The following is a 22,657-nucleotide window of genomic DNA, read 5'->3' as shown; positions in this document are numbered from 1 at the left end:
GCCGCCGTCGTACCCCAGGGAGCGTGACCGATGGCCCACCCGCACTGCGCCTCCCTGCTGACGGGGGCGTCCGCCGGAATCCGTCACCCGGATGGGAGGGTGTACGAGCACCCCATCCGCTCGACGGAAGAGAGAGCCCTCATGGCCGTCATTCACCACACCGTCCTTGAGCCGACCAAGTTGGAACTGCTCGCCCACTGGCTGCCCTCCCGCCCGTGGTACCGAGGCAACTCCGATGAAATGAAGCTGGCCAAAGCCGGTGGCTTCCGATTGGACGACCCGAAGGGTGAGGTCGGCATCGAGTTCATGGTGGTCACTGACACATCAGGCCTCCAGCCGACCAGCTATCTGGTCCCGCTCACCTACCGCGGAGCGCCACTCGAAGGGGCGGAGGATGCGCTCGTCGGGACCATGGAGCACGGGGTCCTGGGACGGCGCTGGGCCTACGACGGCTGTCACGACCCGGTGGCCGTGACCCAACTGCTCGCCCTGATCGAGGGCAGCGTCCAGGCGCAGGACCAGAACATCAGCGACACCCTCGACCGTGAACTCGTCGTCCACTCCTGTACGGCCGAAGACCCCGTCTCCCAAGACCCCGCCTCCCAAGACCTTGTCTCTGAGAACCCCGTCTCCGAGGGCCCCAACGCCACGGTTTCCGACGACGACGCCGGGACCGAGCTGTCCTGGCAGTCGGGCAGGACCCTCCGCCTGCACCGGATCCTACGACCCGTCACCGACGGCCCGTCGTCGCCGACGCACGAGGCGAACGGCAGTGTCACGGGCCCCTGGCAACTGCCGGACGGCACCCGTGCTCACGGACCGTTCGCCGTCCTGCACCACGAACACCGCCCCTGAGTGTGTTGAGGCAAAGCCGCCGGCGCTCTCATCCTGTGCCGCACGAGACCCTCAGTACGGTGGCGCGGACCGGAAGCGTCATCGCCGACCGGGACGATCGCGCTGGGGGTCGAAGAGATGGCCGGCGGCCCCCGCCACCACCAGACCCGAGGCGATCAGCAGCCCGTCTGCGATAACCACTCCGACTCCGAACAGTGCGATCGCTGCAGCCAGCAGCAACCACGCCGACCGGCGCCGGTACTCCCTCGGACGGCAGGGCTCTCCGCGTTCCATTGCACGGGCGAACCGCGGGTCCTCGGTCCTCATGCGATGTGCGAGGTCATGGAGGGGGTCGTTCCCGCTCCTGGCCATGGCGCCTCCTCCCTGGGACGTCGGCGGTACCTACACCTGCGGGCAGCGTCCTGCGCCCCCGGCCACGACACCGGGCACCGTCTGTGCTGCCCACGGGGCCGCACCCGCTGGGTGTCGGTCGTCCGCTGGCTCCCACGATCTCCGAGGCCGGCTCTCGACACCATCCGTGCCACCACCCATCTTCGCGGCGGCAACCATGTAGAAGGCACACCGGACGGCGGGCGGGATGGGTGGTGGCACGGATGGACGAAGAACACGCCCGCCACCAGGCTGGGCGGGTGGCCCAAGGAGGTCACACCAGGGGGCGGGGGAGCCGTCGCCGCAGGTAGGGGCCATAGTGGAGACAACGAGATGGAGAGGAGGGGGCACAGCCGTGTCCTTGTTCTGGCGGATCTTCCTGTTGAACGCCGCAGTGCTCACCCTGGCCACGGCACTCCTGCTGCTGGGACCCGTCACCGTCTCCACACCGGTCGTCCTCGCGGAAGCAGTGATCCTAAGTGCCGGTCTGGCCATCATGCTCATCGCCAACGCAGCGCTGTTGCGGCTCGGGCTCTCCCCGCTCCAGCGCCTCGCCCGGACCATGGCCACGCTCGATCTGCTGCGACCCGGCCCCCGGCCGGCCGCCGTCGGGCACGGGGAGATCGCCGATCTGATCACCACCTTCAACAGCATGCTCGACCGGCTGGAAGCGGAACGGGCCACCAGCAGCGCCCGTGCCCTGTCCGCACAGGAAGCGGAGCGTCGACGCATTGCTCAGGAACTGCACGACGAGGTGGGTCAGACGCTCACCGCAGTACTGCTCGAACTGAAGAGGGTCGCCGACCAGGCCCCGGACGGCGTGCGGACCGAACTGCTCCACGTCCAGGAGACAACGCGGGGCAGCCTGGACGAGATCCGGCGGATCGCCCGCAGGCTGCGCCCCGGTGTCCTCGATGAGCTCGGCCTGGTCAGCGCACTCAGATCGCTGGTCAATGAGGTTCCGTCCCATGGCGGCCTCACGGTGCGGCGCCGGCTTGGGACGGACCTGCCTGAGCTGGAGAGGGACGTCGAACTGGTGCTGTACCGGGTTGCCCAGGAGAGCCTCACCAATACGGTCCGTCATGCGCACGCCTCCCAGGTCGAGCTCGCCCTCCGTCGGATCCGAGCCGGAGTGGAACTACGGATCCGCGATGACGGACGTGGGCTCCAGGGCGCTCCGGAAGGCGCGGGCATCCGCGGGATGCGCGAGCGGGCCCTGCTCATCGGGGCGGAGTTGCACCTTGACGCCGGCCCCGGCGGGGGGACGGACGTGCGCCTCGTCGTGCCCGTCGTCGACGGAGGAAACGGAAGCGACTGACCATGCCCGAGGACACAACGCCCGAGAACACAGAGCCCAAGGACATCAGGCCCGAAGCCACCACAGCCGGCGAGTCCAGAACCCGCATCCTGCTCGCCGACGATCACGCGCTCGTACGCCGTGGTGTACGCCTCATCCTCGACAACGAACCCGATCTGACCGTCGTCGCCGAGGCGAGCGATGGCGCCGAAGCCATCGTCATGGCGCGCGAACACCGCCCCGACCTCGCCATCCTCGACATCGCCATGCCGCGTCTGACCGGCCTCCAGACCGCACGTGAACTCTCCCGCCTCCAACCGGAGCTGCGCATTCTCATCTTGACCATGTACGACAACGAGCAGTACCTCTTCGAGGCGCTCAAGGCCGGCGCGGCGGGTTATGTGTTGAAGTCCGTCGCCGATCGGGACCTCGTCGAAGCCTGCCGCGCAGCCATGCGCGACGAGCCGTTCCTCTACCCCGGTGCCATCAACACCCTGATCCGCAGCTACCTCAACCACGCCAGGGAAGGCGGTGCACTCCCGGCGAAGGCCATCACCGACCGCGAGGAGGAGATCCTCAAGCTTGTCGCGGAGGGACACACTTCCAAGGAGATCGCCGGCATCCTCGTCATCAGTGTGAAGACGGTCGAGCGGCATCGGGCCAATCTGTTGCACAAGCTCGGTCTCAAGGACCGGTTGGAGCTAGCCCGCTACGCCATTCGCGCCGGACTCATCGAGCCATAGGTCGTCAACTGGCCTGTAAATCGGTGGAGTTGCCCTCCGATGCGGCGCCGAGTGTCGGATGTCACCTCAGCTGGTGCCGGTGTCCGATCGGTTGGGGCCGGGGTGTCCCGAACCTTCACCCGATTTCACCCTCTGCGCAGCAAGGCTCACTCACTTTTCTCACCCTATGGTGATGTTAGGTTAATTTGCTGCACTTTGCCCTGCGCTAGAATTCCTCACCGAAGCACATGCTCCATACAACGGGTGGGTGTTCATCCAAGCGTTGGGGCTTTCGGCCAGGCATACCGGACCATCGGGGGAGGGGACGACATGGCTCGACGCACATGTGCCCTGCGCCTCTCCGTGACCGGCCTCGCGCGCTGTCGCTTTCCGTTCCCGCCCACTCCTTGGGCCGTGCGCGTCGAGACTCCCGCTCGCGACAGCGTGCCGGATATCAGCCGAGTTGGCCGCCACTCTCCGTCACCAGCCCGGTTGACCCTTCTCGCCGTCTGAGGTCCATCGCCTCGTTCGCCAGCCGTGGAACGGGGGTTCGCCCCGGCCGTTGGCACCCCTGGTCGATCGTCGCGGCTGATGCAGAGCCCCTCACCACCGGTAGCGCCCGGACCCCAGGTCTCCCGTGCCGGCAGGTGATGTCCGCACGTCCGCTGTCGCGCCCGGGAGAACGCCATGGAGTCGCACGCCCGCCGACCCTCCGCACTGACAGGAGTCGGCATCCGCCACCACCTCGAAACCGAGGCGGGCCGCTCACCATCGCCCGTCGCAGCACTGCACCGCACCACGGGCGTTCCCTCGCCTCGCCCCTCGTACCGCCGTGTCGTCGCCGATCTCCTGGTGGGCGGCGACGGCGGAGGCAGGGACGCCGTGGTCGAACTGAACTCCGGAGGATAGAGGCCCGTGCACAACACCACTGAACTGCTCATCGAACTCGGGGCGATCATCCTTGTCCTCGGCTTGCTGGGGCGCCTCGCCGGGCGGGTGGGGTTCTCCCCCATTCCCCTCTACCTCCTTGCCGGGCTCGCCTTCGGTCACGGAGGCATCCTGCCGCTCCAGGCCAGCGAGGAGTTCACCGCAACGGGCGCCGAGATCGGTGTCATTCTCCTCCTGCTCCTCCTCGGCCTGGAGTACAGCGCCTCCGAACTCGTCACCAATCTCAAATCCCAGTACCCCTCCGGCATCGTCGACTTCGTCCTGAATGCCGCTCCGGGGGCCGCGGCAGCGCTGATCCTCGGGTGGGGTCCGGTGGCCGCGGTCGTCCTCGCCGGCGTCACGTGGATCTCCTCTTCCGGAGTCATCGCCAAGGTCCTCGGCGACCTCGGCCGTCTCGGGAACCGGGAGACACCGGTGATCCTGGGGGTGTTGGTGATCGAGGACCTGGCCATGGCCGTGTACCTACCGATCCTCACGGCCCTGCTCGCCGGGGTGAGCCTGGCGGGTGGCGCGACCACGCTGCTGATCTCCCTCGGCACCGTGGGAGCAGTGCTCTACCTCGCCCTCCGGCACGGTCGGCTGATCAGCAAGGCCGTCTCCTCCGACAGTGCCGAGATGCTGCTGCTGGTCGTTCTGGGTCTGACGCTCCTCGTCGCCGGAATCGCGCAGGAACTCCAGGTGTCCGCGGCCGTCGGCGCGTTCCTCGTCGGGATCGCCCTGTCCGGGGAGGTCGCCGAAGGGGCCCGTAGCCTGCTCACCCCTCTGCGCGACCTGTTCGCCGCGGTGTTCTTCGTCTTCTTCGGGCTCTCAACCGACCCCGCGGACATCCCGCCGGTGCTGGTTCCCGCACTGATTCTCGCCGCGATCACCACCCTCACGAAGATCGCGACGGGCTGGTATGCCGCCCGCCGAGCCGGCATCAGGACGGCGGGTCGTTGGCGGGCCGGAGGCACCCTCGTCGCACGGGGCGAGTTCTCCATCGTCATCGCGGGCCTGGCGGTCGGCCTCGACCCGCGCATCGGCCCACTCGCCACCGCCTACGTCTTGATCCTGGTCATCCTCGGTCCCCTCGCCGCTCGCTGGACCGAGCCCGTGGCCCGTCGCCTCACTCGTCGTCCGGCGCCTCCCGCCCCTCCGGCGCCGTCTGCCGGACCGGCGACGGAAGCGATCGACCCCATTGCCACCAACACGTGAGGCGCTTCCGCTCGCTGAAGTCGCCGTGTCATGCCCGACGGCGGCCGTGGTGGAGGACCGATTCCACCACCCGGCGGCTTCCCACCGTCGCAGCGCTCTGATCCACCCTTCATCCGACGCAGTTGCCGGGGCGCCCGAGCATCCCCGGCAACTGCAAAGAGCGACATCATCGCATCTGGCCAATTGCATATTTCTGCAATTCATGCCCATGCGAAAAGGAGCGAAGGGCTAGCGGAAATGCCCCTCGTCGTAGGGGTGGAGGGAGGCGTCGCCGCTCGTCTCCCAGCGCCGGGGGTCGACAGCCGGCTGCGGGTACCAGGGTTGGTAGTGGGCGGGTTGGTCGAACATCGGTGGTGACGGGGACAGTTCGCCGGCGTACTCGTCGCCGATCTCGGTGGACTCGCCCTGGACGTCGTATCCCCACTGCGCGTGCGGATGGTTTCCGTGCTGATCGTGCCGCCGCACGGGAGAACTCTGATGCGCAGCGCCGTGGCCATGCCCCGAGGCTGTCAGGTGCGGGGTCGGCTCCGTACCGTACGGGTGCGCGATGGCCGACTCGGACGGTGCAGTCAGCGACGGGTCGGCATCGAGCTGCGACTCTTCCGCCGCGGCCTCGGCAGCCTCTCTGGCCGACTGATCGCCCCGCAGCATGACGGCGACGTGTTCGGCGCCTGCCTTGCGGCGCTGCTCGGCCCATCCTTCGATCTCGCTGAGGCAGGCCATGTCCAGATGGACGATGCCGCGGGCGTCGATCTCGACCCGGGAGGCACCGGACACGGACTCCAACGCGTCGATGAGACGGGTCAGTCGGAGGAATGTGGCGTTGCCGCGCAGTTCGAGCCGGGCGAAGTCACCTTCGGTGCTCTTGCGGATCGTCATGGTCGACATGCGCAGCACGGTCAGGACGATCGCGACCGCCAGCCCGGCGAGCACGCCTTCGAGCAGATTGGCGACCACGATCGCGAGGGTGGTGATGAACATGACGATGCCTTCACCGCGGTCGGCCTTCCACATGTCGACGAACGCGGGCGGATTGAACAACTTCCAGCCGGCGTGCAGCAGGATGCCGGCGAGGACCGTGACGGGGATGAGGCCGAGCAGGCCGGGGAGCAGCAGACCGAAGCCGAGCAGCCAGGCCCCGTGCAGCACGCGTGAGGTCTTCGTCTTGCCGCCCGCCTGGACGTTGACGGCGCTGCGGACGATGACGGCGGTCATCGGCAGTGCACCCAGGAGCCCGCACACCGTGTTGCCGACCCCTTGTGAGAACAGTTCCTTGTTGTACTGGGTGCGGGCTCCGGTGTGCATCCGGTCGACTGCCGCGGCACTGAACAGGCTCTCGGCCGAGGCGATGATGGTGAAGGTGACGACCATCATCAGTACGGCCGGGTCGAGGAGACCACCGAGATCGGTCGGGCCGACGACGTCGATCGCATCCAGCATGTCGTCGACGACGACCTTCTTCACATCGAACACGGGCAGGGAAGCGGCGAGGGACCCCAACACCACGGCGACCAGCGGGGCGGGCACCCGACCCAGGGGAGCGGGGACCTTCTTCCACAGGAAGCAGAGCGCCACGGTCAGTCCGCCGAGGAGCAGTGCGCCCCCCTTCTGCCCGTCGGAGAGGACATCGTTCGCCAGGTTCGGTAGACCCGCGAGGTTCTTCAGAGCGGCGCCGAGTTGCTTGGAGTCCACGAGTGCGTAGGTCTGGCTGAGGATCAGTGGCAGACCGATCCCGGCGAGCATTCCCTGTACCACTGCGAGGGAGATGGACTGGAAGAGCCTGCCCATCTTCAGCATTCCCAGGACCATTTGGAGCAGACCGGAGATCAGGACGACCGGGCCGAGCAGTTCGACGCCGTGTTCGGTGGTGAACTCCAGCACGAGGACGGCGAGTCCGGCGGCCGGCCCGGAGACCTGGAACGTACTCCCGGGAAGGAACCCGACGATCAGGCCGCCGACGATGCCGGAGATGATCCCCAGGGACACCGAGACGCCCGATGCAGCCGCCACGCCGATGCAGAGGGGCAGGGCCACCAGGAAGACGACGACGGAGGCGACGAGATCGGTACCGATGGAACTGGTGAGAGCGGGGGAGGGCGGGGACTTCTTCGCCGGGCCGCCAGCGCTCCTCTTCGCATGTCGGCCCGTACCGGGACGTGTTCGTTGAGACGACACAGTGATCCTTTCACCGCGTCCATCGGTCGACGGGCAAGAAGGAGCTCACACCGGCCGACGGGCACGTAGGGGGGAGATGAATCCGGGTGTCACATCGCCGGGAGCGCTGCGCGCGGAAAGTACGTCTCCGCGGACGGGGCACGGGAGACCCCTCACGGGGCACGTACGGCAGCCGGCACCGGTGAGCGTTGGGGCTCCGGCGCCGGCGTCGACACGAACCGACGGAGCGAACTGCCTCAGGGCGCCGCGCGATGCCAGAAGTCGCGCGCGTTGCCCAGCAGCCGCTGCACGGTCACACTCCTCCAAGAGCCAGCTCGGCAGGCCGGAACGGGAGACACACCCGGGGGATGTCCTGCGCCCGGAAGCATGCGCCCGTGCCATGAGTCAGCCGTGAGATCACGATGAGAGAGCTCTCACGCCCTCGTGGGGACGGCTCCCAAGCGGGATCACAACCGGTCCTGGTCCGGGACGAAACTGCCATGGCGCCCGATTGCTGGGGGGCCATGTCTTTTGTCTGAAGTGGGGTGGGAGAATTCCTCGCTGGCAGCAGGCCCCGGTGGCATGAGGCCACATCCAGTGTCCCCACGGGGTGGTGGAACCGTCGCCACCCGACGAAGGACGGCGCAGTGCACGAACACGTGGAAGAGCCACCCCGGGACGGCGCGACGGGCCGGGAGTTCTCGTGGCCGTGATTCCTGGTGGCAGTCGTCGTGTACGCGGCGATCATTCAGGGCGTCGGACTTTTGACCGGCGTCGACACCAGCAGTTCGGAAAGCCAGTTCCCGACCACCGAGTCGCTGGTTCGGAACGCACTCATACCGGTCGGTGCGTCCATTGTGTTCGTCGCGGGCCTGATCGCCCTGGCTCGGTTGGTGGGGCGAGGTGCTGCGCTACCGGGCCCCGGTGCGGCGGTGGGTGCGCTGGGTGCCGATCTCCATGCTCGTAGTCGCTCTGAGGCCTACGTCAGCGGCGCCTACGCGGATGCGGGCTTGGCGTAGTTGCCGTACCCGGTCCAGTCCACGGCTACGCAGGGTTCATCGCCCACCACCCAGGCGTCATGCCCGGGCGCGATCTGGAGGAAGTCACCGGGACCGGCTTCGGCGCTTTCGCCGTTGTCCATGACGACCTTGATGCGCCCGCTCACCACGTACCCGGTGTGGGCCTCCTGGCAGGTATCGGTGCCCGCCAACGGTTTGATGTGTTCCGACCAGCGCCAACCGGGTTCGAAGACCGCTCGACCGACCGGTCCGCCGGCCGTTTCGATGAGGTCCAGCCTGCCCTTGCCGTCGGGGAAGGGTCTTGTCTCATCAGCGGAGTCGAAACCCCGGATCTCCAGTCCAGCCATGATCAACCGCCTCCCGGCGGGAAGGCCCCGAGTCTGCCCTCCAGCCTAGTCCGGTACCGGGAGCATTGCGACGAATGAGATCGGTTCGGATCGGTTCGGGTCAGGTCGGTTCGGTTCAGGGCGCGACATCGATGGCCGCTCCTCCCCGCTCGGCGCCGTCGAGGTCGACGTCCCCGCTGGCCCTCTGCGCAGTGTCTCCAGCCGCTGTCGGACCGGGCACAACGTCGACGGCCATGTGCTCCGACCTTGCCTGCCGGGGCCTCGCTGAGCCTTCGAGTAGGGCAAGACGGGTTGGTTTGGCGCGGAGTTGGCGGCTTGCCCTACAGTGACCGCCATGGTGGGGGCAGCAGGACGTCTCGTAGGCGGACGGTACCGTTTGGCCGAACTCGTGGGCCAGGGCGGTATGGGCCGGGTTTGGCGGGGTCACGATGAGACCCTCGACCGCAGCGTCGCGGTCAAGGAGGTCGTGTTGCCCGCGGGTCTTCCGTCCGACGAGCGCGAACAGTTGCTCCAACGGACCCTGCGAGAAGCCCAGGTGGCCGCCAAACTCAGCCACCCGGGGATCATCACCGTCCATGACGTGGTCGAGGACGACGACGCTCCCTGGATCGTCATGGAGTTCATACCCGGACGCTCCCTCGGCGATCTGATCACGCAGAGCGGCAGACTCCCCTGGGACCGGGTGGCCGTGATCGGCGCGGAGGTGGCCGATGCACTGGCCCACGCCCATGCGGCCGGAGTGGTCCACCGCGATCTCAAGCCTGACAACGTCCTGATCCACGGCCGACGTACGATCCTCACGGACTTCGGCATCGCCCGTGTCCTCGACGGCTCGGCGGGCACCCGACTGACCCGCACGGGAACCGTGGTCGGCACTCCGCACTACATGCCTCCGGAACAGTTGGAAGGTGCGGACGCCACCGCCGCCGGGGATCTCTGGTCACTCGGTGCCACCCTCTACGCGGCCGTGGAGGGGGACGCACCCTTTGACGCGCCCACCCTCATGGCGCTCTTCCACGCGATCCTCTCGCAGCCCATGCCTCCGCCCTCGCACGCGGGACCGCTCGCCCCCGTCCTGCGCGACCTTCTCGCCAAGAGCCCTGACCAACGCCCGGCCGCCGCCACGGTGACCAACCGCCTCGCCGCGCTGGCGCACCCCCGCACCCAACTCGACAATCAGCCGCCGCCCCCGCAACACCAGCCGACCGTGACCGCACCGGTCCGTCCGCGCCCCAGCACGCCCCATCCGCCGACGGCCCACGCGTCCACACCGCCCCGCGCCGCGACGGCACCTGCAACCACACCTGCGACGGCGCCGAGGCCCCCGGCGGCCGGCTCCACCACGACGGGGTCCAACACGACCGGGTCCACCACAGCAGTGCCCCACAGGGTCAGTCGCCGCAAGGTCCTGTTCGCCGGTACCGCCGCAGCCGCGGCCACCGCCGGTGCGGTGTGGTTCTGGAAGCCCGACTCCGCCGACGCATCGGACCGACCCGGCATCGCCACCCTCACCGGCCATGACTACATGGTCAACGCACTCGCCTTCAGTCCGGACGGCAGGATGCTGGCGACCGCGAGCGACGACAGCACCGTACGGCTCTGGGACGTGCCGAAGAGGGAACTCCTGGACACGCTCACCGCCCACACGGACATGGTGTTCTCCGTGACGTTCAGTCCGGACGGCAAGACCCTGGCCACCGCGAGTGCCGACTCCTCGGTGTTGCTCTGGGACCTCCGCACCCGTCGACGCATCGCCGTCCTCAACGGTCACAAGGGGCGGATCCGTTCGGTGGCGTTCACGCCCTCGGGCAAGACGCTCGCCACGGGTGGGCAGGACAACACGGTCCGGCTGTGGAACGTGGCGGATCGACGCCGTACCGCGGTGCTCCCGATTCCGGGGGAGGCCGTGCACGCGCTGTCCTTCAGCCCGGACGGGAAGACCCTGGCCGCCACCGCCGGGTTCGGGCCCGCGGTGCGCCTGTGGGACGTGGCGTCCAAGAAGTCCCGGGACCTCGCGACGAATGCGGGCACCACGAAGTCGTTGGCGTTCAGCCCGGACGGGAAGACGATGACCATCCCCGGAGCTGACTACGCCACCGCCTCCTTGTGGGACGTCGCCACCCGCAAACTGATCGTCGAACTGGACGTCGCCCACACGTCCGAGGTCAACGCCGTGGCCTTCAGTCCGGACGGCAAGACCCTGGCCACGGCGAGTGAGGACAAGTCGGTCCGGCTCTGGGACACGGCCACGCACGCCCACAGCGCCACCATCACCGGGCACAAGGATTCGGTGATCGCCCTGGCGTTCAGTCCCGATGGCACCATCTTGGCCAGTGGCGGTCACGACCGGTCGGCCCGTCTGTGGGATCTCGTCTGACCGTGCCCCCTCCTGCCGTTCGTCCTGGGGGAGCCTGAATCACCGAGCAGACCGTCGGGAACGGTGGCCGGGGCCGGCGCCGGATCAAGGCCGTTTCTGGTCGAGCAGCCCGTCCAGTAGGTGTTCCAGGGCCTCCGCCATCTCGGTGCGGGTAGCACGGGGATCGTCGGCGTGGGCCACGGTGAGCGCTGCCTCGTTCAGCGCGCCGAGGAGGACGTGGGCCAGCGGGGGAACGGGTCGGGGCGTGAACGCTCCGGCCGCCATCGCCGCCTCCAGGGCCGCGGTGATCGCCCCCAGACCGTGGTCCTGGCCGATCTCGCGCCAGCGTCGCCAGCCGAGGACTCCGGGAGCGTCCAGGAGGAGGATCCGTTCCGCGTCCGGTTCGGTGAAGGCGTCGAGGAAGGCGCGCGCCCCGTCCTTGAGGGCTTGGACCGGGTCGGAGGCGGTCGCCAGGACCTCGGTGGTGATGTGTCGGGTGATGTCGGCCTCGACCGCCTGCACCGTGGCGTCGAACAGGTCGGTCTTGTCACGGAACTGGTGGTAGAGCGCTCCCCGGGTCACGCCCGCGGCCTTGACGATCTCCTCGGTCCCCACCCCCGCGTAACCGCGCTCGGCGAACAGTTGCCGGGCGGCGCCCACCAGTTTGGCGCGCGTGGCCTGCGAACGCTGGGCGTGCTTGCTGCTGGCCGATTCCATTCTGCCCCCTTGAGTTTCATACAGTCTGCATGCACTCTACGTACATACAGTCTGTATGTAATTCGACGAGAGGCCACGCCATGCCGCAGATCACGCTCGACCAGGGGACCGTGCACTACCAGGACATCGGAAACGGAGAGCCGACGGTCTTCCTCCACGGCTACCTGATGGACGGTCGCCTCTGGGCACCGGTCGTCGACCGGCTGGCTCCGGACTTCCGGTGCATCACCCCCGACCTGCCCCTCGGCGCCCATCGAACCCCCATGGATCCCGACGCGGATCTCAGCCTCCCCGGGATCGCCCGACTGGTCGCCGACCTCCTCGTCGCCCTGGACCTGCGCCAGGTGACGCTGGTCGGCAACGACCTCGGCACCGCCATCGCCCAACTCGTGGCAGCCGACCATCCCGAGCGGATAGGCCGACTGGTCCTCACCGACGGCGAGTGCTTCGACAACTGCCCGCCGAACTGGTTCAAACCGCTCGTTCCGATCTCCAAGGTGCCCGGACTGCTCCACTTGACTCTCCAGCCCCTACGACTGCGAGCCGCTCGCCGGCTGCCGTCTGCGTACGGTCTGCTGACCGAGCGCCCCTTGCCCCACGACCTCATCGACGACTGGATCCAGGCGTTCTTCGGCGCAGCCGGAGTCCGTCGAGACTGTGCCAAGGTCACTCGGGGATTCGGCCCGACCGTGCTGCTGGACGCCGTTGACAGGCTCGGCACCTTCGACCGACCTACCCTGATCGCGTTCGCCCCCGACGACCGGCTCTTCCCGTTCGAGCACGGCGAGCGCATAGCGGAGTTGATGCCCCGCGCTCGACTGGAGACCGTCCCGAACAGCCGTACCTGGGTCATGCGCGACCAACCCGAGCTCACCGCCACGCTGATCGGCGAGTTCATCCGGTCCACACCCGTTCCGGCACCACCTGCGGGCACCCTCCACCCCTGAGTCACGACCGGCGGTTCCTACGGGTGAGGTGTTCCTGCCCCCGCCCATATCGCGCCCCGGCCAGCCGACTCACATCCGGAGCCGGCACAGAGAGAATGGTTCCGTGACCGATGACAGCTTTGCTGACGACATGGATCCGGGGGCACACCCCCACGAAGGCGGGGGCACGGTCGCGGAGTGGCTCGAAGGGTTACTGACCGAGGTCTCCTTGGGCCCCAAGGCCGCGCACGTCCGCGACGTGCTGACGACACAGCCCACCTACTGCTCGTACGCCACGGCTGCCGAGGTGGCCGCCCGCGCCGACGTCAATCCGGCGACCGTGGTGCGGTTCGCGCAGCTCCTCGGCTATCCGGGCTGGCCCCAGCTCCAGGCCGGGTTGCGGGCCGTCTACCTCGACCAGCGGTTCGACAGCGGGCACCCGGCCGGCAGCGACGGAGGACTACTGGCGACCGCGTTCGCCCGGGACGCACAGAACCTGAAGGCATTGGAGCGGTCCTTCGACTACGAGACCGCCCGGCTTGTGGTGAGCGCGGTCCGAGCGGCACGGCGCACGGTCGTCGTCGCTTCGGGCACCCACGCCATCCCGGCGAGCGCCCTGGCCATGGTCGCTGCCAGCCGGGGCTTCCCGGTCAGTTACGAGGATCGGGGCGGACCTCAACTCGCCAATGCACTGGGACGACTGGGTGAGGGCGACTGCCTGGTGGCGTGGAGCTTCTGGCAGCACTATCGGCAGACGGTCGCCGCGGTCCGGATCGCGCGTGCCGCAGGCGCGGTGACCTGCGTCATCACGGACACCCTGTACTCTCCTCCGGCCCGCGAGGCCGAACACGTCCTGGTCGTTCCCACCGAGGGAGTGGCGAGCATCCAGTCGATGACGGCCGCGACCAGTGTTGCGTACGGCCTCCTCGCCGAGCTGATGGCGTCCGATGCGCCGGGGAGCCGTACCGCGGTGCGGCATGTGTCCGGCATCTGGCGCGAGCTCGATCTGTTCGCCGAAGACGCGTCGGAGCGGGGCGTGTAGCGCGGCGCGGCCAGGATTCGCCGCGGGCGGTGATGGACTTCGCCCATGTCGAACGGCAGTGTTCGGGCGTCGACCGGCGAAGGGCCGGAACTGGCTGGAACTGGCTGGACTGGGCTGGGAGCGGCCTTGCCTCCGGCCGATCGCGGGCGGGCGATGAGTTCGCCCGTCCGGGAGAGTCTCACCACCGTCATCGCCATCACAGGAGGAGCACGTGGCTCAGCTGCTGAGAGTCCAGAACTTCAACGTTTCGAACGACGGCATCGGGGCCGGTGAGGACCAGACCCTTGAGCGACCGTTCGGCCATGTCGACCCCGAGCGCCTGTTCGCCTGGGCAGGTGCCACGGCGAGTTGGCCCCGGCGTACCGACCCCGGGGGCAGCCGGGGCCTCGACGACTACTTCACCCGGGATTACGCCCGCAACATCGGTGCCGAGATCATGGGCCGAAACAAGTTCGGTCCCCAGCGCGGGCCCTGGCACGACGACGAGTGGCGCGGCTGGTGGGGCGACGAGCCCCCCTTCCACACGCCCGTGTTCGTCATGACCCACTACGAGCGTCCTTCGTTCACGCTCTCCGACACCACGTTCCACTTCGTCGACGGTGACCCTGCCACGGTCCTTGCACAGGCCCGGGAAGCCGCCCAGGGCAAGGACGTCCGACTCGGCGGCGGGGCCACCACCATTCGACAGTTCCTCGATGCCGACCTCGTCGACACCCTGCACGTCGCTGTGTCGCCTATGGATCTCGGGTCCGGGGTTCGCCTCTGGGAGTCCCCGGACGAACTGCTCGACCGGTTCCACCTGGAGGTCGTCCCCAGCCCGAGCGGGGTGAGGCACCACTTGTTCTGGCGAAAGTGACCGCTCCCGAGGAGTGGTACCCCGCACAGGAAGCTCCCTAGATCTGCACCGTCACACTGCCCGTCGGCACCGCACAGCACAGGAGCACCTGACCCGGGTCCAGCGGTACGGACGGGGTGATGAGGTGGTGTACGGCGCCGGTGACGCGTTGGCGGCAGGTTCCGCAGCCCCCCGACCGGCAGGCCGATGGAGGGGTGAGCCCTGCGGCCTCGGCGACGTCAAGGAGGGTGCCGTCATCCTCTGACCAGCGGGTACGGATGTCCGACCCGGCGAAGTGGACGTCGAAAGGACCGGGTGCGGGCGGTGGCCGCTCCTCCAGGGGTACGTCCCCGGGGGAGTGGAACAACTCGTCCGCGATGGCGTCGTCGGACACCCCGGCGCGCACCAGCGCGTTGCGTACGCTCCGCACGAAGCCGTCAGGGCCGCAGAGGTAGGCCTCGACGTCGCCGTCGGCCGCCAGTTCCCGGAGGTCCTCTTCGGACGGGCGACCGGCGGTGGCGCCATCGGGCAGGGCGTCACCGGCGCCGTGTGCGGTCACGAAGAGACGGTGGGAGGCGTGAGGCAGCCGGGCCATCAGTGCCAGCGCCTCCTCCCAGAGGGGCACCTCGTCGAGGGTGCGGACGACATTGAGGACGGTCACCGCCCGTGTCGGGTTCTCGTCGATCAGCTGGCGCAGTACCGGCAGTACCGGTGTGATGCCGATTCCCGCACAGGCCAGCAGCAGGGGGCGTCGATGGCCGGAGGTGATGAGCTCGTCCCCGTGCGGGCCGGAAATCATCACCTGGGAATCCGTGGCGAGGGAGTGCAACAGGGGTGACCCCCGGCCGTCGTCGACCCGCTTGACGCTGATCCGGATGGTGGTCGGTGTGGCGTCGGTGATGGTGTAGGAGCGCCACAGCGGCGCACCTCGCCCGTCTCTGAGGTGGACCCGTAGATGCTGGCCGGGGCGGCAGCCGGCGCCCGCGGGGTCGCTGAAGGTCAGACTCGTGACGGTGGGGCTCTGCGGGGTGCGGGCGACCAACGTGGCGTTGCGGGGCCAACTCGGATCAGGCGCCGGCAGTGTGGCCGGGTCGACGAGCGGGCCCAGATCGGTCAGCGCGTCACCAGGGGCGATCGTGCCGCCGCGCACGACCCGCGCATACACACCACAGCACATGTGGCCGTAGCGGGAGGCGAGCAACACCGGCACATTGAGGTTTCTGCGCCCGGTGTTCGGGTCCACGGTGGTGGCCCGACAACGATCGGTGGTCTGGACGACCTCCAACTCCGCTTCGCCGATCCGAATCCGATGCCCGACGAGCGCGAACTCCCGCCAGGCCCCGAGCCCGGAGACATAGAGGTTGGCACGGAACCTGCGCGGATCGACGGCGACCCCCGAAACGGTCGCCATGTCATCCAGGCTGTCCAGATTGATGAGGGACAGCGCCGCGTACGGCCAGTCCCACACGGGTGCCTTGGGCCGGGTGAGCTGCACGGGGCCGAGCTGGCCGGCGGAGAACCACTCGGCCAGCTCGGCATTGGCCTTCTTGAGTTCGGTGGCGTCGGGGCTGCCGTCCAGCCCGGTGCGGATCTCCACCGACCGGCCGTCCGGCGCGCTGATGCACAGCGAGCCGGCTCCCGCGGGGCCCTCCTCCACCAGCGCGACCCGGTAGCGGGCGAGCTCCGCGTTCCGTACGAGACGCAGGAACGCCGAGCTCGCGATCCAGCCGTCCTCGACCGTGGCCGCGACCTCACCGTTGAGCAGACCGCAGACACGGTCCATGGGTAGCCCGCTGCCGGGGGTCAGGGTCACCGCGGACAGGGAATGCCCGGGGAATCCTTTCACCGGATAGCGGGCGATCTCCGTGAGCCGGGCCGGGGCCATGAGGGGACGTCCTTTCGCGATCACGAGGTGGTCATGGTCAGAAATGCTGCCAGGCCGATGCGCCCGCCGTGCAAGGACCACCGTCGTGATACCGCAGGTTACCCGCGGCCAGGTCCAAACTGACGGTGAGCAAGGTGCTCCACTGCTGGTGGGAGGGTAGGTCCGGCTGTGGATGACAGCAGATCGGCGCCCCGTCCACCTCGTGCGCACACAGCAGCTGCGTCCAGTGCGCCCTGTCGCTGGACATGAGCAGTTCGCGATGGGCGCTGAGGTGGGCGAGACGGGGGTGGGTACTGGCCTGGGGCGCTGCCTGGTCCCCCTCGGCCAGACCCGGATCGAGGAAGTGGTTGGTGTGCAGCAGCACTCCGTCGCGGTCCGGCCGGACGACCGCTGTTCCCGCCGGACAGAGCTCGATACAGGCCGCATCGCTCTCCCGACCGCCATGGGTGACCACGGTCAGCACGGTCGATGCGGAGACGGGGGCCGATGCCGCGATGTCCCGTGCCTCCGCGATGCTGGTCGCCTCCTCCAGGACCCGACGGGCCACGGCATGGACGGGAACCCCGATCCCGGTGCCGTCGGTGCGATGGCTGAGGATGTTGAAGTGGACCCCCAGCCCACTGGAATTGACACCGATCTTGGCGAGGATGCCCGCTTCGGTGAAGGTGCTCACCGTACGTCCGCCCCCGGCCGACGGGAAGTGGACGAGCGTCCTGGACGCGGCGAACTCACGGTGCCAGTCCCACGTCTGTATGGTGTGCGGCGCCCCCGGGTCGCCCACGTACACGGCGGTCGAGCACTCGCCCTCGGCGGTCGCGCCCACCGTGGCGAGGATCTCCGTACGGGCGTTGAGCATCCCGATCCGCCACGGCGGGACCTCCGATCCTGCCGCCACCGCCATGAGCTCGCGATGCAGCCCAGGGGCCCAGCCCTCGATCGCCGCCAGTGCCCGTTCGCCGTGCGCGCGCAGATCGGAAGGCTCCACCCCGACCGCGGCGAACAACGCGTCGTATCCGGCGACGGCCGTGTGGACGCCCCTGCGCACGGCTGCACCCACCGCGAGCCCCCGGCGCTCCCGGTCGACGTCGTCGATGCGGACGTGGGCGATGGACAGCGGGAGCTCGGGGCACTCGGTTCCGGCAGGGATCACAGGGCGCTGCTCAAGATCGCGTCCCACATGACCTCGGAGGCCACCGCACCGAGCCCGACGGAGGTGAGGGCGTGTTCCCCCAGCCGCGACGGAGTGCTGGGAAGGTCGATCTCGTCGGTGGTGAGGGTGAAGAGGGTGTCACCGTCGAGATTGGTGTGGAAGGGCTGGATGCCGCGGTGCATGGAGCTGTGTACCTGACGGCCGAACATCCGCAGCTCCTTGTCGCCGAGCCGGACATTGGTGATGACGATGGAGATGGTGGTGTTTCCGGACAGGGTGGCGGGGGCAGCTCCGGACTCGGCGAAGGCGGCCTCGTAGTCGATCGAGGGCAGTCGACGGGTGCCGGTGGCGCTGTCGTAGTTGCCCCGGACGACCGTGCCGTCCCGGTCCACGATGACACCGACGGCATTGACGACGGTCGCAGCGAGGATCTTGACGTCACCGACCTGGCGGAAGGCGGCGCCCTGCCCGGCGAACTCACATCGGCCGTGCTCGATCTTGCCGACGGACGCGGTGGCCCCACCGCCGCAACGGCCGACGGGGAACGCGCCGTGGACGGCGTTGCGCAGTGCCGCGGCGCCGAGGGCCGCATCGGGGTGGACGGAGTTGTCACGGGCGGCGAAGTCGTAGACGATCGCGCCGCTGGCGAGTTTGAGGTCGTTCCAGCCGACACGGTTCTCGTTGCGCCGGAGCAACTCCTCGTTGACACCTGCGGTGGCGGCCAGTCCGTAGAGGGAACCGCCGGCCAGGCACACGGCATGGGTGTACTGCTTGTCGCTGGAGAGCAGACCGATGGCGCCGCCGCGCTCGTCGATGTGCATCCGGGCCCCTGCGGGCACATGGATGACGGTGGCGCCTGTGGGGCCCTCGGCGTACTCGGCGGTGCCGACCTCGACCCCTGGGAAGTCGAACTTCACGGTGTCGCGCCCCGGGCTGGGCTGGGGGACCAGGGGTGCGCCGAAGTCCCCGTTGCCCCGCTGTGCGCGGTCGCGGGTGTCGGCGGGCACCAGACGGGGGCCGATCGGGTGCAGCGATGCGGCGGTGGTGGTGGGATCCGTGGTCACAGCGTCTCCAAGAGTTGTTGTGAGTAGGGGTGTTGGGGTGTGTCGTAGAACCGTTCGGTGTCGGCGAGTTCGACCACCCGGCCGTGCTGCATGACCGCGATGCGGTGGGCCAGATAGCGGACCGCCGCGAGGTCGTGCGAGATGAACAGCGCACCGAAACCGTGTTCGGCCTGGAGGTCGTGGATCAGATTGAGGATCTGTGCCTGGACGGACACGTCCAGGGCGCTGACGGCCTCGTCGAAGACGATGAACCGGGGGCGGGTGACGAGCGAACGGGCGATGGCGACCCGTTGGCGTTGCCCACCGCTGAGTTCGTGCGGCAGTCGCTCGGCGAACCCGCCGCCGAGGCCGACGTCTTCCAGCATCTGGAGGACCGCGGCCCGGTGGGAGCGCAGCCGTCCCCCCTCGGTGGCGGTCAGCGGCTCGGCCACCGAGTCACCGACCGTCAAACGGGGGTTGAGGGACCACTGGGGGTTCTGGAGCACTGCTTGGATCGCACCGGCGCGGGACCGGGGAGAGCCGAACGCGCCACCGAGGAATCGGACCGTGCCCGAGTCGGGCCGTCGCAGGCCGAGCGCGATCGAGCCGGTGGTGGTCTTGCCCGAACCGGACTCGCCGACGAGGCCGAGCGTCTCACCTGCGTGGATGGAGAAGGTGACCGAGTCCATCGCGGTCACGGAGCACCTGGAGCGGCCCCGCCCCGAGGAGAACACCACACTGACCCCGTCGAGTTCGAGCACCGGCCGAGGTGTGGTTCGTGGAGTGCTCATCGCGTGGCCTCCGCCTGCTGGACCGATCCGGCCACGAGGGGGTCGGTGACCCCGGGCGGTAGTGCGCCGGGATGGTGGCATGCGACCGTACGACCGGTGACGACCCGGGGTTCGGGGCGGTCGGTCCGGCACAGTTCCGTGACGCGCTCACACCTCGGGGCGAAGACACAGCCGTCGGTGTGGGCGTCGGGCGCCGGCGGTCCGCCCCTGATGGTACGCAGCCGCTCGCCCGAGGTCGCCCTGGCCGGATCGGTGTCCGACAGGGCCGCGGTGTAGGGGTGTTGGGGTGCGGTGAGCACATCACCGGCCGGACCGTCCTCGACCACGCGACCGCCGTACATGACCACGGTCCGTTCGCACCAGCGGGTCACGCCGGCCAGGTCGTGGCTGAGCCACAGCACGGTGGTGCGGTGTTCGGAGGCGAGGGAGAAGATCAGCCGCAACACCTCCGTCCGCACCTGACTGTCGAGGGCGGCGGTCGGTTCGTCGGCGATCAGCAGATCGGGTTCGCGGGCCATGACCATGGCGACGGCCACACGTTGCGCCATGCCGCCGGAGATCTCGTGCGGGTAGAGCCGCAGCACCCGTTCCGGGTCGCGGATCAGCACCCTGTCGAGCATGGCGCTCAGTTCGCCGTCGCCCGGCTTGCGGGCGGTTCTGCGGCCGGAGCGCAGCGCGAGCCGCAGCTGACGGCCGATGCGGAGCGTGGGGTTGAGCGCGCCGACGGGATCCTGGGCGATCAGCCCCAGCCTTTCGCGGCGCAACAGCGCGATGCGTTCGGGTGGCAGTTCCAGTACGGATTCGCCCTCCACGAGCACTCGACCCCGTGGATACCGGGTGGCGGCGGGCAGCAGCCGACCGACCACGAGTCCCAGGGTGGACTTGCCCGAACCGCTCTCGCCGACGACGCCGACGCGTTCGCCGCGGTCGACCACCAGGTCGACACCGTCGAGGGCCCGCACGGTGCGTTGTGGGGTGCGGTACTCGGCGACGAGGTCCTCAACGGCCAGCAGGGGTACGCCCGTTCCGGTCTGGGACGCATTCGTGCCGGTCTCCGCCGGAGCGTCGGGAGGTGGTGTACCGGCGGTCATGTCAGCGACCTCGTCTCTCGCGGTTCGAATCGGTCACGCAGGCTGTCACCGATGAGGTTGATCGAGACGATCGCCGCGACCAGTACGACACCGGGCGCCACGATCAGCCAGGGTGCGTTGACCATGTACAGACTGCCTTCCTGGATCAGGAGGCCGAGGGAAGCGTCGGGGAGTTGGACTCCGTAGCCGAGGAAGCTCAGTCCGCCCTCGACGAGGATTCCCACCGACAGGGCGTAGGTCCCGTGGACGGCGATGGTGCCGGACACATTGGAGAGGACGTGCCGTCGCATGATCGTTGTCGTCGGTACGCCGCTGATCCTGGCCGCGACCACGAAGTCGCGTTGGGCGACCGAGCGGGCCGCCGTTCCGACCATGCGCGTCATCAGCGGCACGGTCACCAGGACGATGCTGGCGAGGGCGGCGATCCTCCCGGGGCCGATCACCGCCGCGACCAGGACGGCCAGCACGATCGCCGGGAAGGAGTAGAGCACTTCGCCCAGCCTCATGATGAGCCCGGCCGTGCGTCCGCCGCGGTAGCCGGCCACGATGCCCAGGGCCGTACTGATGAGCGCGGTGCACAGGACCGCCGCGGACGACAGCAACAGGGTGGTTCCCACGCCCTGGAGCAGCCGGGGCAGTACGGACCGTCCGAGGTTGTCGGTGCCCAGCGGGAGTTCGCCGCTCGGAGGTGACAGCCGTTGCCCCACGGTGGCATCGGGTGCGCCGCCCACTCCGGCGAGTTGGCCGGCCAGGGTCACACCGATCAGCAGGACCAGCAGCCACACCGCCCCGCGGAACAGCGGATCGAATCCGCCCATGGCCAGCAGTCGGCGTACCGCGCCTCGGGGTTGGGATGGGCGTTGGGTTTCGGTACTCATGCTCCGTCCCTTCCGGCCGTGGTGTCGATGCGGGGATCGATCCATCCGCTGACCAGGTCGACCAGGAGGTTCATAACGATGAAGACGGCAGCGGCGAGGAGCACTCCGGCCTGCACGATCGCGTAGTCGCGGCGGTCGAGTCCGTCCACGAGGTAGGAGCCGAGACCGGGCAGGTTGAAGAGGCGCTCCACGATCACCGTGCCGCCCAACAGATATGCGGTCAGCGTGCCGACGAGGGTCAGTACGGGGATGGCGGCGTTGCGGAGGATGTGGTGGCGCACGATGAACCCCTTCGACTCGCCTCGGGCGACCGCAGCGGCGACATGGGGTTCCACCAGGACGCCCATGACCGCGTCCCGTGCGGTGCGGGCGGTCACGGCGACGCAGAACACCGAGAGGACGGCTGCCGGCAGGAGCATCGAGGTGATCGAGCCGGCAGGATCCTGGGACCAGGGGACGTGCTCGCCGACGGTGAGTCCGAGGCTGTACCGGGTGAAGAGGAACAGCACCAGGGTGCCGAGGACGAACTCGGGCACGCTCATGCCCAGGCTGCTGACCAACCGTCCCACGATCGCGCCGCCACCGCTGCCGGCACCCCGGATTCCGGTGATCACACCGAGGGGGATGCCAATGAGGAGGATGAGCACCAGGGCCAGTGCGGTGAGGAGGACCGTCACCGGAAGGCGGACGGCGAGTTCGTCGCCGACCGGCGTGCCACTGGCCAATGATGTACCGAAGTCGCCCTGGACGGAGTTCAGCAGCCAGTGTCCGTACTGTTCCACGATGGGACCGTCGAGCCCGAACTTCTCCGTGGCGGCCTCCTTCGCCTCGGGGGTGGCGAGGGGGCCGAGCACGAGGTCGGCATAGCTGCCTGGCATGGCCCGGACGGCTGCGAAGATCAACACTGAGACGCCGAGCATGGTGAGGGCCGCCACCCCGACGCGTTGGACGAACCGTTGGAGTGGGCGCAGCGCCCTGCGGACGCCGTCCCAGGGTGCGGCGGGCGATGCGCCCGCTGTGAGGGTGAGGTTCGGCATC

At 68.9% G+C, this 22,657-nt stretch carries 21 protein-coding genes; 10 read left to right on the top strand and 11 right to left on the bottom strand.

All coding sequences use genetic code 11. The features are described from left to right. Positions 1–141: 141 nt before the first annotated feature. Entirely contained in the window at positions 142–855 is a 714-nt protein-coding gene (locus tag ABZ348_RS00345; protein WP_358928765.1) for a 1,4-alpha-glucan branching protein, read from the top strand. A gap of 78 nt (positions 856–933) precedes the next feature. Here the strand turns inward: ABZ348_RS00345 and ABZ348_RS00340 are convergent, their stop codons facing one another. Then, complete coding sequence (locus tag ABZ348_RS00340; protein ID WP_358927730.1) at positions 934–1,206, bottom strand: DUF3040 domain-containing protein; 273 nt, start codon at positions 1,204–1,206, stop codon at positions 934–936. Between the two features lie 373 nt (positions 1,207–1,579). Here ABZ348_RS00340 and ABZ348_RS00335 point away from each other — a divergent pair, with 373 nt between their 5' ends. The 4 genes from ABZ348_RS00335 to ABZ348_RS00320 all read left to right on the top strand — a co-directional run bounded on the left by ABZ348_RS00335 (position 1,580) and on the right by ABZ348_RS00320 (position 5,385). After that, positions 1,580–2,542 carry a sensor histidine kinase gene (locus ABZ348_RS00335; protein WP_358927728.1) on the top strand — a complete coding sequence of 321 codons (963 nt, stop codon included), beginning with the start codon at positions 1,580–1,582 and terminating at the stop codon, positions 2,540–2,542. Between the two features lie 2 nt (positions 2,543–2,544). Then, positions 2,545–3,264, top strand: a complete 720-nt coding sequence (locus ABZ348_RS00330) for a response regulator transcription factor (protein WP_358927726.1) — start codon at positions 2,545–2,547, stop codon at positions 3,262–3,264. Positions 3,265–3,930: 666 nt separating this feature from the next. After that, positions 3,931–4,152, top strand: coding sequence for a hypothetical protein (locus ABZ348_RS00325; RefSeq protein WP_358927724.1), 222 nt, complete (start codon positions 3,931–3,933; stop codon positions 4,150–4,152). 6 nt (positions 4,153–4,158) lie between these two features. Continuing rightward, positions 4,159–5,385: a cation:proton antiporter gene (locus tag ABZ348_RS00320; RefSeq protein ID WP_358927722.1), complete on the top strand. Its 1,227-nt coding sequence runs from the start codon at positions 4,159–4,161 to the stop codon at positions 5,383–5,385. 228 nt (positions 5,386–5,613) lie between these two features. Here ABZ348_RS00320 and ABZ348_RS00315 read toward each other — a convergent pair whose 3' ends face one another. Then, positions 5,614–7,560, bottom strand: coding sequence for a SulP family inorganic anion transporter (locus ABZ348_RS00315; RefSeq protein ID WP_358927721.1), 1,947 nt, complete (start codon positions 7,558–7,560; stop codon positions 5,614–5,616). A 698-nt stretch (positions 7,561–8,258) separates the two neighbouring features. Here ABZ348_RS00315 and ABZ348_RS00310 point away from each other — a divergent pair. Next, the gene (locus tag ABZ348_RS00310; RefSeq protein WP_358927719.1) at positions 8,259–8,558 is read left to right on the top strand and encodes a hypothetical protein; all 300 of its coding nucleotides are present in this window, start codon (positions 8,259–8,261) and stop codon (positions 8,556–8,558) included. Here the strand turns inward: ABZ348_RS00310 and ABZ348_RS00305 are convergent. After that, complete coding sequence (locus ABZ348_RS00305; protein WP_358927717.1) at positions 8,534–8,905, bottom strand: cupin domain-containing protein; 372 nt, start codon at positions 8,903–8,905, stop codon at positions 8,534–8,536. The genes ABZ348_RS00310 and ABZ348_RS00305 overlap by 25 nt on opposite strands. Before the next feature lie 334 nt (positions 8,906–9,239). Between ABZ348_RS00305 and ABZ348_RS00300 the strand changes: the two genes are divergently transcribed. Then, entirely contained in the window at positions 9,240–11,282 is a 2,043-nt protein-coding gene (locus ABZ348_RS00300) for a serine/threonine-protein kinase (protein WP_358927715.1), read from the top strand. An 84-nt stretch (positions 11,283–11,366) separates the two neighbouring features. Here ABZ348_RS00300 and ABZ348_RS00295 read toward each other — a convergent pair whose 3' ends face one another. Further along, positions 11,367–11,978 (bottom strand): TetR/AcrR family transcriptional regulator, encoded by a 612-nt coding sequence (locus ABZ348_RS00295; protein WP_358927714.1) that lies wholly within the window; start codon positions 11,976–11,978, stop codon positions 11,367–11,369. A gap of 80 nt (positions 11,979–12,058) precedes the next feature. Here ABZ348_RS00295 and ABZ348_RS00290 point away from each other — a divergent pair, with 80 nt between their 5' ends. From ABZ348_RS00290 to ABZ348_RS00280, 3 genes are all read left to right on the top strand, one after another. Beyond that, positions 12,059–12,925 (top strand): alpha/beta hydrolase, encoded by an 867-nt coding sequence (locus ABZ348_RS00290; RefSeq protein WP_358927712.1) that lies wholly within the window; start codon positions 12,059–12,061, stop codon positions 12,923–12,925. A gap of 103 nt (positions 12,926–13,028) precedes the next feature. Continuing rightward, positions 13,029–13,946, top strand: a complete 918-nt coding sequence (locus ABZ348_RS00285) for an SIS domain-containing protein (protein WP_358927710.1) — start codon at positions 13,029–13,031, stop codon at positions 13,944–13,946. Positions 13,947–14,157: 211 nt separating this feature from the next. Next, positions 14,158–14,802: a dihydrofolate reductase family protein gene (locus ABZ348_RS00280; protein ID WP_358927708.1), complete on the top strand. Its 645-nt coding sequence runs from the start codon at positions 14,158–14,160 to the stop codon at positions 14,800–14,802. A gap of 37 nt (positions 14,803–14,839) precedes the next feature. Here ABZ348_RS00280 and ABZ348_RS00275 read toward each other — a convergent pair whose 3' ends face one another. The 7 genes from ABZ348_RS00275 to ABZ348_RS00245 are packed head-to-tail and all read right to left on the bottom strand — an operon-like array spanning position 14,840 to position 22,656. Beyond that, entirely contained in the window at positions 14,840–16,666 is a 1,827-nt protein-coding gene (locus ABZ348_RS00275) for an MOSC domain-containing protein (RefSeq protein ID WP_358927706.1), read from the bottom strand. Between the two features lie 37 nt (positions 16,667–16,703). Further along, positions 16,704–17,816, bottom strand: a complete 1,113-nt coding sequence (locus tag ABZ348_RS00270; RefSeq protein ID WP_358927704.1) for a C45 family peptidase — start codon at positions 17,814–17,816, stop codon at positions 16,704–16,706. Continuing rightward, the gene (locus ABZ348_RS00265) at positions 17,813–18,880 is read right to left on the bottom strand and encodes a P1 family peptidase (RefSeq protein ID WP_358927702.1); all 1,068 of its coding nucleotides are present in this window, start codon (positions 18,878–18,880) and stop codon (positions 17,813–17,815) included. Before ABZ348_RS00265 ends, ABZ348_RS00270 begins: the two co-directional genes overlap by 4 nt. After that, the gene (locus ABZ348_RS00260; protein WP_358927700.1) at positions 18,877–19,650 is read right to left on the bottom strand and encodes an ATP-binding cassette domain-containing protein; all 774 of its coding nucleotides are present in this window, start codon (positions 19,648–19,650) and stop codon (positions 18,877–18,879) included. Before ABZ348_RS00260 ends, ABZ348_RS00265 begins: the two co-directional genes overlap by 4 nt. Next, positions 19,647–20,741 (bottom strand): ABC transporter ATP-binding protein, encoded by a 1,095-nt coding sequence (locus ABZ348_RS00255; protein WP_358927698.1) that lies wholly within the window; start codon positions 20,739–20,741, stop codon positions 19,647–19,649. Before ABZ348_RS00255 ends, ABZ348_RS00260 begins: the two co-directional genes overlap by 4 nt. Next, entirely contained in the window at positions 20,738–21,619 is an 882-nt protein-coding gene (locus tag ABZ348_RS00250; protein WP_358927696.1) for an ABC transporter permease, read from the bottom strand. Before ABZ348_RS00250 ends, ABZ348_RS00255 begins: the two co-directional genes overlap by 4 nt. After that, a complete protein-coding gene (locus tag ABZ348_RS00245) occupies positions 21,616–22,656 on the bottom strand; it encodes an ABC transporter permease (protein WP_358927694.1) in 1,041 nt (346 codons plus the stop codon). The genes ABZ348_RS00250 and ABZ348_RS00245 overlap by 4 nt, the downstream gene beginning before the upstream one ends. Between the last annotated feature and the right edge of the window lies 1 nt (position 22,657).

The organism is Streptomyces sp. NPDC005963 (assembly GCF_040638655.1).
GTDB lineage: Bacteria > Actinomycetota > Actinomycetes > Streptomycetales > Streptomycetaceae > Streptomyces.
This window is presented reverse-complemented; position numbering and strand designations above follow the sequence as displayed.